The following is a 13,119-nucleotide window of genomic DNA, read 5'->3' on the forward strand; positions in this document are numbered from 1 at the left end:
GGTAGCTAACTGGGTATGACCCAAAAAAGCTCTGCATAGAAGCAGAGCTTTAGTTTGAGTGTAATTATTCTATTCGGCAGTAAAGTCCAAAGTTAGAAGTAGTAACGAATACCGGCAGCAAACTGGTCGTCGCTGTTTTCGTATTTCACGCCGTTGTATGAGTCTTTGCCGTTATCAAACTGGTATTCCGTCCATACTAAGAACTTGTTCTTCTTAAAGTGGTATTCAAGACCAGGGATAATCAATTGACGTTCATAGCCGTTTGCGTTGTCGTCTGTATCCGTTAAGTAGTTAACGTTGAAGGTAGGGCGTAAGCCGTTCTCAAAGTGGTAGTAAGTGAAGAATTCAGCACCGCGGTGGTCGTAAAACTCTGCTTGGCTGGTGGTTTCCCAGTTTGAACCTTGGCTGTACGTGAAGCCGACAAACAGACCGTTGTTGGTGTAGTTCACACCTAATAAGCCAATGCGCTGTGTATCGCCATTCTTGATGTTTTGAACTCCCGCATCAACATCGTCAAACTCATTCTGGTGGTAAGCTAGACCAATGGTTAGGCCGTCCATAACTGTGTATAACGTTGATGCACCCATACCGTTTTTCAGAGTTGCTGTTTTACCATCAGCTAGTCCAACATCTTCACGAGTGGTTTGGTAAGTGAAGCCGTACTTCCAGTTATCATTGATGTTGTTGCGGTAAGTGATTGAGTTTTCAGCTCGGCCCGTACCCGAAGCGATGCCCCAATCAGATAGGTTGTAGTAACCTGAACCACGCGAACCAAATACACGGCCCATATCGGTAAACCATGCTACGTCGTAGAAGGTCGACCATTGCTTGGTACCTGCTGCGATCTTGCCGTATTTATCGTGCTCAACGCCAGCGTATAGGAGTCGGTCGTAAATATTGTTGCCGTTAGCACCAGAGTTGTAACCCCATTCGGCATGGCCAAAGCCTGTCCAGTCGTTGTCTAACCCCATTTGACCTTTTAGGCCAAAACGAGAGCTACCGCTGTTCCATTCACCGTTATGGTCGCCACCTTTATCGTGGTAACGAACATCAAAACGACCATCTAGTGTTAGGCTATCGCCCGCGTCATTGGTAAAAGTATGTGCAGCAAAAGCAGAACCTGAGGTCAGGGCTGTCAGGATCACCGCAGAAAGAATCGACTTTTTCATTGTAATTCTCTTTATTCAGGCCGTAGAAAGCCACCGTGCTTTCAAGCCCGTTATATTAGTAATGGTTTGGCAGGGTGTGCCCATCCGTGAGGCACAAAGTGATTATTATGGGTGGAGCAAGTTGCCGAGGGCGAGAAGGTGCCCTCGGCAGTCATGTCGACCGAGTGTAGGTATGAACTCGGTCGACAATAGGACAGGGTTACAGCGTTGGGTTCATGATTGAAGAAGTGCGTTCAAACACATCTAGACCTTGCTGTTTTAGCCAGAAAGGAAGGTCGATCAGTACCCAGTTTTCAGATAGTTTGTCGCCGTCACGGTAGTAAACGTCGACTACTTGCATGTCTGCGCGAACTTCGCCACCAGTCATACCTAGGAAACCACCTGTTGGTGTGTTTGATAGGTTCGGCCAACCGAAGAAGCAAGAGAAGCTGCCTTCAGCGAAGCGACAAACGTGACCGTTAAACTTCTTGTCTTTCAGGTTGTTACGGAAAGGAAGTTGGTGTTGCTTCTGGTAGCGAGGGATAGTGTAAGATGCACCGATACCACAAGGGCCGTACCAGATCATATCTTTAGACCAGCTCTTCTCTAGCACTTCTGGTGGGCAACCCATTGCGCCGCTGTCGTTAAGTGCAGATAGGTCATCAACCATTTTGTTCACTAGAGCAAGCGTTGCTACGCCTTCTTCTGGCGCTGCATCTTCAAACAGTAGACCGTCGTGATTACGTGGGCCAGGGTATACGAAGTGCTTACCTGTTGATGGTGGTAGTGGGTAGCAGCCTGCTTGGTCCATCATACCTAATAGGTCTAGGAATAGACCTGTCTTCGTGATCTTGCCGTCAACAACACAGTTAAATTCTGCGTAGCGAACGTTCATGATCTTGCCAGTAGGGCGCATGCCTAGGTATTCAGCGTCGAATAGACCCATGAAGTGACCCATGCTCATTACCCAAATTTCATCTGGGTTGATTTCATTGTTACCGCCGATGAAGATGTCTTGACGACGCTGCATGCGAGTCATTGATTTCATCATTGGAGCCCAGAATACGTCAGCTGCCGCTTGAGCGCCTTCTTGCTCACGGAATGGGTAAACACCACGCCACAAGTAATCTTCAGAAGTGTGTGCTTTTAGCACTTCAGCAACGTTCTCGTGAGTTGCGTTTTCCATTGCATCAAAGTATTCGCGAACAATGCGTTTAGCTTCTTGATATTTAGACATAATTCATTCTCTTTTTTGTTGTCGAGTCAACATTCGGAACAGGACTCGATTTGGATTTTGTTACCGGCTGACTGCTCAGCCGGATTAATGTTTATTGCTCGTCTTAAGAGACCTTCAACGAAAGGGGATTAAGCTTTAGCTGTTTCCGCTTTTTTGCTCTTGTCGAAGATGCCGCCTTTCAATGTTTCTGGTAGAGATAGCCACAGTAGACCAGCCACAATCCATACGATTGGTGAGCCCCACATTGCTGTTGCTAGGTCGCTGCGCTCTTGGATGAATACCAACACCATTGGTGCCCACATGCCGATGATACGACCACCGTGGAACAGAGCTGCGCCGAAGCTGCGTAGGTGAGCTGGGAACAGTTCTGAGAAGTAGCCACCCCATACCGCTGAAGCAGATAGGCCGAAGTTGTAGATAAGACCCAGGATAGCCAGCATGTTTAGGCTGCCGATCATCACGTCGCTTGGCGCGATGAAGAATACTGATGCCATGATGCCCGCAAGGATGAAACCAAATGCGTTAACCTTACGACCGTATTTGTCTGCAATTGCGCCCCATACCCAAGCACCGAATAGAGAACCGAATGCTGAGATAGAGAAGATGATGCCGATAGTTGCACCGTCAAACTGACGAACTTCTTTTAGGTACGTTGTCACAAAGCCTGAGAAGAACTGGTAACCGTAGAAGTTAAGACCCGCTAGAAGTAGACAAGTAATGGTTAGCTTGCGGTATGGTGCGCTTAGCATTTCACCCCAAGAACCTTTCTTCGCAGGTGCATTTGATTCTTCTGCTTTGGCTTGATCTTCTTCACCGTAAGCGATCACTTTTTTGTCACTTGGTAGGATAAAGATCATCACTACTGCAGCGGCTAGAGGAGGAATACCACCTACCCACATTAGGCTCTGCCACGGTGCGTCAATGCTAGAGATAAACGCTGCGTAAGCACCCATCGCCATTAGAGCAACAGAGAACATAGAAGATGCGAATGCCGTTAACTTGCCGCGAACCGTTGGCGTGAATAGGCCAATCATTAGGCTTACCGCTACAGTGAAGTAACCACCCAAAGAAATACCGATAATGAAACGCATTGCTGCCCACATTGCGTAGTCAGTAAACATCATGTTGATGATGGTTGCGCCGCCGTTCAATGCAGTGATGACAATAAGAGTCGATTTCTTACCAAAGTTTGATGCCACCCATGCACAGCTTAGAGCACCAATCAGTGCACCAACCGACTGCCATGTATAGAACTGAGCCGTATCTGCTAAGTTAATACCATCATATGCATCAACGATGTATGGGCGTACGTAGTCAATAATTACAAAGTTATAACAATAGAAAAAGTAGCCTACTAGAATTGCAAGATAAGCAGCTACCCTTTGAATCATAGGAACTTCGCTCATGTGTTTTTTCGTAGTCATGACCGATAAACCTTTATTTTATATAGGGTGTTATGAGTTTTGATTACAGTGTAGTAGTTATTGATGTTCACTACGCTGTCTTCGTTTCGGGAGAGATAATAGAGTTTTTGTGGTTATTAGATCCGTGATCAAAGTCAATTTTAAAATGAGTGCGTACCCATTTTGTCGATTTTGGTGATCTTGATCCCAATAGATCGCGTTTTTGCTCGTTTTGGGACTTTTTGAGCGTTTAATCGTCAATGTTAGTGACAATACTCACACTTATTGGGGGTTTTTGAGGGAAATTATCCAATTTTAAGTAATATTGGCAGCGAATAATTTGCGAAATACAATAAACGGAATCTCAAAATGGTTACGTACTCAAGTTTTGTGGTGATCGCTCTCTACGTATTAACCACACTGTTTATCAGCTACTTAGTGAATAGGCGTTATAGCGTTGGTGGCGATTTTTCCACGGGCGGGAAGCAATTTGGCTGGTTTACTGCAGGGGTTTCTATTCTTGCGACCTACATTAGTGCAATGACATTTGTAGGCATGCCTGGTTGGGTTTATAGCTCAGGTATGGAAGCAATGAGCGTACATTTGAATTACCCGATAGTGATCTTTTTCGCTGTGGTTTTCTTCGTTCCCGTTTTTTACAAGCTCGGGCTGACTTCAATTTATGAATACCTAGAGCACCGTTTTGGCGTTGTTGCTCGTACCATCAATTCAATTGTGTTTATTGTCGTGCAATGCATTTCGGCGGGTGTGATTTTGTATGCCGTTGCATTGATAGTGGTGCAAGTGCTGCCTATTGGGATCTCTGAAGCCATCATCTACATCAGTTTGTTCACCGCTCTTTATACCTATGCTGGGGGCATCTCAACTGTAATCTGGACCGACATGCTTCAGTCGGCAGTGCTGATTATCGGTAGCATTGCCATCTTCGGCCTATTACTGATGAAGATTGATGCAGGGGAAGTGCTGTCTCCTGAACATCTGAATATTATCAACCTCGAATTTGACTTGGGTGTTGACACTACATTGTGGGCTGGATTGGTCGCGGTGAGCTTTTTACATTTGAGTGTATATGGCACTAACCAATTGATCATTCAAAGAACGTTGGCGACAAAGGATGTAAAAACAGCACAGAGATCGATGCTGCTGTGTGGCTATGGTGCGTTTTTCATCTATCTATTTTTCGCGGTGATGGGCGTGTTGCTAAGCGTCTTCTATCAAGACAATAGCTTTGAAAACAGTAATGAAGTGATTCTTGATTTTGTGTTTAACCACACTAATCCAATCATTGTCGGTTTAGTTATTGCCGCGTTATCGGCGGCTGCTATGTCGACGTTGGATTCAACCTATAACTCAATGGCAACCGTCGCTACATTCGATTTTTATAAGCGCTTTTTCTGCAAGGAAGCACCAGATGCTCACTATGAATCGGTAGCAAGAAAGATGAGCCTTGTTGCCGCCGCATCCGTGGTTGTGCCTGCTTTGCTCGCAGTTTCAAATGAATCTGTACTGAAAACTATTGCTAGCCTGACTTCAATTTTTGTTGGTATTCGCTTGGGTTCTTTCATTCTTGGGCTGTTTTTCAAAAAAGCGAATGAGAAGGGTGTGATCGTTGGCAGCATCGGCAGTGTTGTGATGGTGTTTATTGCTAAGTACAGCGGTGTTTCTTGGCCTTGGTTTGCTCTGATTGGCACCGTCGTTTTTCTCGTTCTTGGTGTACTCGTGAGCCGTTTCTTTGGTGAAGTGACTCAACAACAAAATGAATTTATCGCTAAGCAGAAGCATTTGTTTGCTAAGCCTACCGCGAGTCACTACGGCTTATTGGTGTTTGCTGTTGTAACCGTCGCGGCTTGTACTGTTATCCCTGACTGGCTTTATGCCGCTCTTTCTTAATTGACCGATTTTTTACTGGTAGTTCTATGTTATCGATCTTTGATATCTACAAAATTGGTGTCGGGCCTTCGAGCTCACACACCAACGGCCCAATGATTGCGGGTTTTCATTTCACTCAATTAATCGCGGATAGAATCACAGAGGTGGTTCGTGTTCAGGTCGATCTTTATGGTTCGCTGTCACTAACAGGAATCGGGCATCACACTGACAGAGCGACCATTTTAGGCTTGCTCGGCAATAAGCCTGATACGATTAGAATCACCAGTGCTAACCAAGCGATGCGTCATGCGATTGATAGTGGTGAACTGCAGTTAAGTGGTAGCCACAACATCGGGTTTAACTACAAAGCTGACATGCTGTTTCATGAAGATAATCTACCGCTTCATGAGAATGGCATGATGATCACAGCATTCGACCAAGCTGGAAATGCGATTATCGATGAAACTTATTACTCGATTGGTGGCGGTTTTATTGCAACGGCCGATGAGCTGCAAAATGGCACTCAGGCTGAATCGGTAGAGGTGGCCTATCCATTTAGTAATGCTGAAGAGATGCTTGAGCAAGCTGAAAAAAATGGCATGAGTTTAGGCGGTATGATTCTGAAAAATGAGTCGGCTTTCCAAGGCGTTGATGCGATTTCTGAAAAGGCGGATCAAATCTGGCGCGTGATGTCCCGTTGCATGGAGCGTGGTTTTGAAACCGAAGGCATTCTTGATGGTGGATTGAACGTCACTCGCCGTGCACCAAACCTACTGAAAAAGTTAGAAGCGAATGCAGCGGTTGAGAACGATCCAATGGAAATCATGGACTGGATTAACTTATTTGCTTTTGCAGTAAGTGAAGAAAACGCAGCTGGCGGTCAGGTCGTCACATCACCAACCAATGGTGCCGCAGGCGTGATTCCAGCGGTATTGATGTACTACCATCGCTTCATTAAAGAGTTGGATACCAAGCAGTTAAAAGACTTTTTAGCGGTGTCGGGCGCGATCGGTATTTTGTACAAAACCAACGCTTCAATATCAGGTGCCGAAGTAGGGTGCCAAGGTGAGGTCGGTGTATCGTCTTCTATGGCGGCTGCAGGTTTAACTGCATTACGTGGTGGCAGTAATGAGCAGATTTGTATCGCTGCAGAGATCGCAATGGAGCACTCGCTGGGTATGACGTGTGACCCAATTGGAGGCTTGGTACAAGTGCCGTGTATTGAGCGCAATGCGATGGGGGCGATGAAGGCCATTAATGCGTCTCGTATGGCGTTGAAGCGGAATAGTAAATCTTTGATCTCGCTTGATAAGGTTATTGAGACCATGTATCAAACGGGTAAAGACATGAATAAGAAATATCGTGAAACGTCTTTAGGTGGCTTGGCGCTGATTCATCTCGCACATCCGTGTGAGTAGAAACCAACTCAGTCTCAAGCCTTTGTGAGACCGGTATTCTTATAAGAACGACAACAAAAAGCCCAGTCGTATTATCGCTGACTGGGCTTTCTTAATTTTAAATCAACTAATCTTGCAGTGGCAGTTGGTAGCTGTTCTTAAGCTCCTTCACTGAGATATTAGACTGAATTGCGCTGACGCCTTTCACTCGTCGAATGGAGCTGATTCGCTCAAAGTACTCTTCCAGATCTCTCGCCAACACCTGAATCATGTAGTCGGCTCCACCTGCAATGCAGTGACACATGGTGATCCAGTCTGTGACTGCAACAAATTCTTCAAAAGGCTCAGTGTTTTCAACCTCATGGTTGCCGAGAGTCACTAAGGTAAAACCGGCTACATGAAGCCCTAGCTTTTTACGGTTAAGCTGCGCGGTATAACCATCAATATAGCCTGTCTCTTCCATGCGCTTCCAACGGCGCCAGCAAGGAGTTTCGCTTAGGTTGACCTTCTCGGCGAGCTTGCTGTTACTCATGCGTCCGTCTTTTTGAATATGTCCAAGAATGGCAATATCCGTATCATCTAGTACTTCATTGGTGGATTCTTTCACTTTCATGGTGTTTTTAGAAAAAGTCTGCTCAAATTTGTTTTTATACTAGCGCATATAGCAATTTAATTCCTACTCGAATCGGTAAACTCTTCTCCCACTAACGTTTTATCAACTAGGAGAGAAAGAATGAGCGCTCAATTAATGCTGGCGTTCTTGTTGTTTTCAATATCGATTGGAATTACACCGGGAGCAGGAAACATTGCATTGCTTGGGATATCAAGCCGATATGGATTTGCGGCGACATTGCCTTTTGTCTCTGGTAACGCTTTTGGCATTATCTTCATCTTGGCGGGTTCAAGTGCTGGCTTGGTGAGCCTATTTACCCTTTACCCAGAGATCTACACGGTAATGAAATACCTTGGGGCGGCTTATTTACTGTTTATGGCGTGGTCTATCGCCAACATGGAGATTGAGCAAGAAGATTCGGTGAATCGCTCAGGATTTATGTCTGGTGTTTTGATTCAAGTATTAAACCCGAAAGGGTGGATCGCTTCATTAACGGTATTTTCTCAGTTCATCACCACACAGGCTGATTACCTGATTCAAGTGGTGACGATTACCACCATCATGGTGGTGACAGGTGTATTGTGTATGTTGATTTGGGCGTATTGCGGCACTATGCTGCAGCGTCTATTGCAATCACCAAAACAGATGGTGATGGTTAACCGTTGTTTAGGTGGAAGCTTGGCTATGGTCGTGGCATTTATGTTGTATCAACCAGCTTAGCGTTCCCAAACGAATAGCGAGTTTTAGAGGATTGGTCGAAATGCCAATCCTTTTTTTGTACCTGTAGGTTTTCGGTTGGATAGGTCTGCACTCAACACAGGCGATATTTAACCTTATCAAAGATAAATCCTTTCGTACCCATGACCGAATTTACTGCGGTTCGTGAAAACATGCGGCGCCCTATCCGCAGTGGCTTGGGCTGAGAAATCACTATACTCAAACTAATAACAACACTAAAAACAGTATCTATAAATATGAAAAATCTACGAATTATCTTGTCCGCAATTACTCTTGTTATTCTGGTCGGATGCACTTCAACGTCGGCGATCGGCAGTTCAAAAACAAAGGAGTATGCCAAATCGCATACGCTGGTTGGGGAGGCCTCTTGGTACGGAAATAAATTCCACGGGAAACTCACCGCCAGTGGTGAAACCTATGATATGAATGCCTATACTGCAGCTCATAAAACCCTGCCATTTGGAACAGTCGTAAGGGTGACAAACACAACAACGAATAAGTCTGTTGACGTTAAAATTAACGACCGAGGCCCTTTCGTTAAAGGCCGAGTGATCGACCTTTCTTACAAGTCATTTGCACAAATCGGTAACGTCAAGAAAGGGACGGTGCCAGTCAAGATTGAGATTGTTGATGACAGTAAAACCTTTAGGTATAAGCACTAAATCTGTCACTCTCGTCCCTATTTCTCTTGCTCAGCTGCTAACCAAAAATCAGATAGATCTTTAAAAAGGTCATCATTATCTAAGATGCTTAGATGGTCTTCGTCATAACCACGAATTTGGTCGGCATTTAGCTGAGCTGGACGAGACAGTTGGCTTGAGAGGTTAATGACGCCATCATTGCTTTTGGTATTGAACAGCTCGCCTGAGTTATAGCCAAATGCAAGGAAATGTGGGATGTGCGTTTCACTGTTAGCAGGAAATAAGTCCGTGATAAATTTGCCGTCTGGGTTTAAATCTACCCAGGCTGGCATAACAACAGGGGAGTACTCTACTCCTTGCTTAGCCGATGCAACGCCGCCAAATGGTGACGAGATGGTAGTCATGCTGCTAACAAAGTCACACAAATGCCCGATACGACACTGGTGAATACTGTTGGCGACGATAAGCCCGCCCATACTGTGAGCAACAACATGCAATTGTTGGTTTTTGTATTCGCTTACAACCGTATGTAACAGGTTATTTAAGCCTTTAGAATTTAGCGATAATGACAACCCTGAAGGGTAGTTAAACACCCAGACCTGATATTTAGATTGGTCAATTTTCTCAATCAGTGGAGCAAAATCTATCGCGGTGGCATTGATGCCATGAACAAATAAGATGGGGATTTTGTTCGGGTCATATTCAGATAAAAAGTAGAGCCCTGCGTTATCCTCAAGCAAGAATTTGAGCGGTTGCCACATTCCGAGTTTGGCATTTTTTCTGTCAAAGGGCGAGTCCGCCAAACTGACGACTGTGCCTATATCGACCAGATCTAACTCGATGTTTAACAACGAGGAGAGTGAGCGATCGACAAAGGCGCTTGGAACTTCATTTTGGTTCACTTCTAATGACACTTCGATGGTTGAGTTATCTTGGTAGTCGCGAAGATTAATCACACTGAACGCTTCGTCAGCTTGTAGGGTTAAATCTTGATTCGTGTCTTCAAAAATCAGTAGATAGCGGATGTGGTTAGATACATGCAGGTGAATATTGTCACTGTATTTGATGCCGTCATAGGCATCCACTTCACTTTTATTAATGTCTTTGATCTGCTCAATGACTACGGCCGAACCTGATGCGGGTTGGCTTAAAATGACTTGGTATTGGTTGGTAATGGCGTCAATCGCTTCTATATCGTGAGATAAGTTTCGAAAGTTACCACACCCAAATAAGACGGTATTGAGCAGTAGTAGTGAAAGTAGTCGAGCAGTCAGACAATTCCTCATTCCATTTTTATCCTTCTTCCCATCAGTTTTATCCATAAATCAGTTATCTAAGACTCATTGTAGCAATAAAGTCGTCGCCGATCTTTCTGGTGTTTTGAGCGCCCTTAATGACAGAGTCGGTGGCAAAAATAGCGGATTGCCACTCCAAATAACTGGCGAAGATGAGTTTTGAGTGATTCGCCTGTTTTATTTATCTGGCTCATTTTAGATGCACTGTGAATGAGGTGGACGGTGTTCACTTTTTATAAAATAAAATGTGTGACTTCAATGAGATAATTGTTGGTTAACTTACTGATTAAATAGGCTAACACTGAACCTTTTTCTATTATTAACGTATTAGCTTCTTGATAGAAATGTCGTTTTAAAAGGATTAGAAATGAAAAAACTATTGCTGTTGATGTCGGTGGTCTTGTTAGGGGGCTGTTTGGGTATGCCGCAGTCGGTAAAACCGGTTAATGAATTCGAATTGGAGAGCTATCTAGGGACATGGTATGAGGTTGCTCGTTTAGATCACTCGTTTGAAAGAGGGTTGAGTAATATTAGCGCTCAATACTCGTTACGTGATGATGGTGGCGTGAAGGTGATTAACCGCGGCTACTCGGTAGAGAATAGCGAGTGGAAAGAGGCGGAAGGTAAAGCGTACTTTGTTGAAGGGAGCGATCAAGGTTATCTAAAAGTATCGTTCTTTGGTCCGTTTTACGGCTCTTATGTAGTGTTTGAGTTAGACAAACAGGGCTACCAATATGCGTTTGTCTCTGGACCAGATACGGATTACTTATGGCTACTGTCTAGAACGCCACAAGTGGCACCTGAGGTATTAGAGAAGTTTAAACAGATGTCGAAAGAGCGTGGTTTTAACACCGATGAGTTGATCTACGTCTCCCACGACACGGTAAATTAGAAATTGACGAGATAGAAAAAGGAGAGCGCATATTTTGCGCTCTCCTTTCTATTTATTATTTTTGCAACTGCAGTTGTCGAATACTCAATATCGACAAGAAGCTAAAGAACGCTGGGTCACTCCAACCAAAGCCTACAAAGATACCAGTGAAGGCGGCATATAGGGTAATAATTGCCCCCAGCATATTGGTTACAACCAAAGCTTGGATGAGCTTTTTAGCGCTCACACCCGTTTCAATATCACGTAGCAACCAGGTTATTGCTGCAATGCCACCGAGGAAGATACTGGTGTGTTGAGACAGAAAATAAGCGTACTTATCATTGATCTCCACACCGTACATTGGCCACATGACGGTTGGTAGGAAGAACAGGGCGATGGCAAACCCTGCGTAAATGATGCCATGTAGGCTTAGAAACGTTTTGTTTTTCATTTGGTGCATCTCATCTTTTGTCTTTCAATATCTACACTTTCATTACAAGAATGAATAACTCAATTAGCCGTGTATTGGACCTTTATTAATCGTAGTTAAAGGCTGGTTAACGTCAAAAATCACGCCGCGTACCTCTGCTACGCCCATCTCTTTTAAGCGGGCGCTGTGCATGGCGAGATAAGCCTCTGCACTCAGTTGGTCTTCGAATAGGTAGACACCGCCACCGAGCTTTTCTGCTTCGCTCTCTGTCCAAATTTTCCAGATCATGCCTGGCTCGTTGTTGATGGATTTTGCTAGATCAACAAGGGCGTTCGACATCTCTTCACCAAATGGGCCGTTAAATCCAAAATCGACTTGTAGTAGTTTCATGGTTATCTCTCCAAACAGTTGTTAAGCATTGCGTTGAGGCGAGCTGCCATTTCGCAAAACATTGAAGGCTTGATTGCCTGTTGAGATAGATATTACCTATAAAAATTAGACAAAAAAGTTCATAATATTGTCATTATCTGTCAGGATTTTAGACCAATGAGACTAAAGACCACCTTAGATCAATGGCAAACGCTGTTTGAGATTGATCGCGCTGGCAGCATTCAAGCTGCCGCATTGCAATTGAACAAGAGCCACACCACCTTGATCTATGCATTGAGGAAACTGGAAGATCAGCTTGGAGTGTCTTTGGTTCGGGTTGAGGGTCGTAAGGCCGTTTTGTCGGAAGATGGTAAGGCGTTGCTTCGCAGGGCGAGCAGTATGCTAGAACAAGCTCGGGAGCTGGAACTTATCAGTGAGCAGCTCTCCAGGGGCGTCGAATCTGAAATTGTGGTAGCAGTGGATCATCTATGTTGTCTTGAGCGTCTCTATGGGCCAATGGCGGCTTTTGTGGCAGAGAACAACACCACCTCGATTCAGGTTATTGAAACATCACTGTCTAAGACGACGGAGATGGTGACTCAAGAGTTAGCCGATGTTGCCATCATCAATTTGCCAGTCACCAACTATCCGGCGGAAGCCTTTGGTTTTACGATGATGGAACCCGTTGTTGCCAGTTCGCATCCTTTAGCGAAGGAGTCAACGCTCTCACTGAGCCAGCTATCGTCATTACCACAGATTGTGGTGAGAGATTTGGGTTCAGTAGAGAAACTGGCAGATAAAAAAGATGTGGGTTGGCTTAAATCAAGTCAACGCATCACAGTCGACAACTTCGACCATGCGTTTGGCGCTGTTGAGCAAGGAGTCGGGTACTGCAGACTGCCGAAGCACATTGTTGACAGTAGAGGGAGCGATAAACTCACCGTGCTCAATGTTGAAAACGGTCGTGGTTATCATGTACCACTTCATCTCACATTGCCAAAAGGTGTGAAGACTGGCCCTGCCGCAAAACGTTTCTACGAACTATTGTTGGAATCTGTTGCCCACTAACGCTTGCTTTGAGTACAAG

13 protein-coding genes are annotated in these 13,119 nt (G+C 44.8%); 6 read left to right on the forward strand and 7 right to left on the reverse strand.

Annotation, left to right across the window (positions count from 1 at the left end):
• Positions 1-92: 92 nt before the first annotated feature.
• The 3 genes from L1D60_RS07495 to L1D60_RS07505 all read right to left on the reverse strand — a co-directional run bounded on the left by L1D60_RS07495 (position 93) and on the right by L1D60_RS07505 (position 3,809).
• On the reverse strand, positions 93-1,169 hold the full coding sequence (locus tag L1D60_RS07495) for a porin (RefSeq protein ID WP_239840526.1): 1,077 nt from the start codon (positions 1,167-1,169) through the stop codon (positions 93-95).
• A gap of 199 nt (positions 1,170-1,368) precedes the next feature.
• Positions 1,369-2,385 carry a nuclear transport factor 2 family protein gene (locus tag L1D60_RS07500; RefSeq protein ID WP_239840527.1) on the reverse strand — a complete coding sequence of 339 codons (1,017 nt, stop codon included), beginning with the start codon at positions 2,383-2,385 and terminating at the stop codon, positions 1,369-1,371.
• 128 nt (positions 2,386-2,513) lie between these two features.
• A complete protein-coding gene (locus tag L1D60_RS07505) occupies positions 2,514-3,809 on the reverse strand; it encodes an MFS transporter (RefSeq protein ID WP_239840528.1) in 1,296 nt (431 codons plus the stop codon).
• A gap of 348 nt (positions 3,810-4,157) precedes the next feature.
• Between L1D60_RS07505 and L1D60_RS07510 the strand changes: the two genes are divergently transcribed.
• Both L1D60_RS07510 and L1D60_RS07515 read left to right on the forward strand, forming a co-directional pair.
• Entirely contained in the window at positions 4,158-5,699 is a 1,542-nt protein-coding gene (locus tag L1D60_RS07510) for a sodium/solute symporter (protein WP_239840529.1), read from the forward strand.
• Positions 5,700-5,725: 26 nt separating this feature from the next.
• Entirely contained in the window at positions 5,726-7,096 is a 1,371-nt protein-coding gene (locus tag L1D60_RS07515) for an L-serine ammonia-lyase (RefSeq protein WP_239840530.1), read from the forward strand.
• Positions 7,097-7,202: 106 nt separating this feature from the next.
• Here the strand turns inward: L1D60_RS07515 and L1D60_RS07520 are convergent, their stop codons facing one another.
• Positions 7,203-7,688, reverse strand: a complete 486-nt coding sequence (locus tag L1D60_RS07520) for an Lrp/AsnC family transcriptional regulator (protein ID WP_004739989.1) — start codon at positions 7,686-7,688, stop codon at positions 7,203-7,205.
• A 120-nt stretch (positions 7,689-7,808) separates the two neighbouring features.
• Here L1D60_RS07520 and L1D60_RS07525 point away from each other — a divergent pair, with 120 nt between their 5' ends.
• Positions 7,809-8,408 (forward strand): LysE family translocator, encoded by a 600-nt coding sequence (locus tag L1D60_RS07525; RefSeq protein ID WP_239840531.1) that lies wholly within the window; start codon positions 7,809-7,811, stop codon positions 8,406-8,408.
• Positions 8,409-8,662: 254 nt separating this feature from the next.
• Positions 8,663-9,088: a septal ring lytic transglycosylase RlpA family protein gene (locus tag L1D60_RS07530; RefSeq protein ID WP_239840532.1), complete on the forward strand. Its 426-nt coding sequence runs from the start codon at positions 8,663-8,665 to the stop codon at positions 9,086-9,088.
• 17 nt (positions 9,089-9,105) lie between these two features.
• Here L1D60_RS07530 and L1D60_RS07535 read toward each other — a convergent pair whose 3' ends face one another.
• Positions 9,106-10,353, reverse strand: coding sequence for an alpha/beta fold hydrolase (locus tag L1D60_RS07535; protein WP_239840533.1), 1,248 nt, complete (start codon positions 10,351-10,353; stop codon positions 9,106-9,108).
• Positions 10,354-10,729: 376 nt separating this feature from the next.
• Here L1D60_RS07535 and L1D60_RS07540 point away from each other — a divergent pair, with 376 nt between their 5' ends.
• Complete coding sequence (locus L1D60_RS07540) at positions 10,730-11,254, forward strand: lipocalin family protein (RefSeq protein WP_239840534.1); 525 nt, start codon at positions 10,730-10,732, stop codon at positions 11,252-11,254.
• Between the two features lie 55 nt (positions 11,255-11,309).
• Here the strand turns inward: L1D60_RS07540 and L1D60_RS07545 are convergent, their stop codons facing one another.
• Together L1D60_RS07545 and L1D60_RS07550 are read right to left on the reverse strand one after the other, a co-directional pair.
• Positions 11,310-11,684, reverse strand: a complete 375-nt coding sequence (locus L1D60_RS07545; RefSeq protein WP_239840535.1) for a hypothetical protein — start codon at positions 11,682-11,684, stop codon at positions 11,310-11,312.
• Between the two features lie 63 nt (positions 11,685-11,747).
• Complete coding sequence (locus tag L1D60_RS07550) at positions 11,748-12,053, reverse strand: monooxygenase (RefSeq protein ID WP_239840536.1); 306 nt, start codon at positions 12,051-12,053, stop codon at positions 11,748-11,750.
• A 156-nt stretch (positions 12,054-12,209) separates the two neighbouring features.
• Between L1D60_RS07550 and L1D60_RS07555 the strand changes: the two genes are divergently transcribed.
• Entirely contained in the window at positions 12,210-13,100 is an 891-nt protein-coding gene (locus L1D60_RS07555) for a LysR family transcriptional regulator (RefSeq protein WP_239840537.1), read from the forward strand.
• Positions 13,101-13,119: the final 19 nt, after the last annotated feature.

Source organism: Vibrio sp. Isolate30 (assembly GCF_022397975.1).
Taxonomy (GTDB): Bacteria; Pseudomonadota; Gammaproteobacteria; order Enterobacterales; family Vibrionaceae; genus Vibrio; species Vibrio fortis.

What these genes read in the sequence shown, in the direction of transcription:
- L1D60_RS07510 (WP_239840529.1), top strand. Translation starts at nt 4,158, where the DNA reads ATGGTTACGTACTCAAGTTTTGTGGTGATCGCTCTCTACGTATTAACC.
- L1D60_RS07495 (WP_239840526.1), bottom strand. Translation starts at nt 1,169, where the DNA reads ATGAAAAAGTCGATTCTTTCTGCGGTGATCCTGACAGCCCTGACCTCA.
- L1D60_RS07545 (WP_239840535.1), bottom strand. Translation starts at nt 11,684, where the DNA reads ATGAAAAACAAAACGTTTCTAAGCCTACATGGCATCATTTACGCAGGG.
- L1D60_RS07530 (WP_239840532.1), top strand. Translation starts at nt 8,663, where the DNA reads ATGAAAAATCTACGAATTATCTTGTCCGCAATTACTCTTGTTATTCTG.
- L1D60_RS07515 (WP_239840530.1), top strand. Translation starts at nt 5,726, where the DNA reads ATGTTATCGATCTTTGATATCTACAAAATTGGTGTCGGGCCTTCGAGC.
- L1D60_RS07520 (WP_004739989.1), bottom strand. Translation starts at nt 7,688, where the DNA reads ATGAAAGTGAAAGAATCCACCAATGAAGTACTAGATGATACGGATATT.
- L1D60_RS07540 (WP_239840534.1), top strand. Translation starts at nt 10,730, where the DNA reads ATGAAAAAACTATTGCTGTTGATGTCGGTGGTCTTGTTAGGGGGCTGT.
- L1D60_RS07525 (WP_239840531.1), top strand. Translation starts at nt 7,809, where the DNA reads ATGAGCGCTCAATTAATGCTGGCGTTCTTGTTGTTTTCAATATCGATT.
- L1D60_RS07500 (WP_239840527.1), bottom strand. Translation starts at nt 2,385, where the DNA reads ATGTCTAAATATCAAGAAGCTAAACGCATTGTTCGCGAATACTTTGAT.
- L1D60_RS07555 (WP_239840537.1), top strand. Translation starts at nt 12,210, where the DNA reads ATGAGACTAAAGACCACCTTAGATCAATGGCAAACGCTGTTTGAGATT.
- L1D60_RS07550 (WP_239840536.1), bottom strand. Translation starts at nt 12,053, where the DNA reads ATGAAACTACTACAAGTCGATTTTGGATTTAACGGCCCATTTGGTGAA.
- L1D60_RS07535 (WP_239840533.1), bottom strand. Translation starts at nt 10,353, where the DNA reads ATGAGGAATTGTCTGACTGCTCGACTACTTTCACTACTACTGCTCAAT.
- L1D60_RS07505 (WP_239840528.1), bottom strand. Translation starts at nt 3,809, where the DNA reads ATGACTACGAAAAAACACATGAGCGAAGTTCCTATGATTCAAAGGGTA.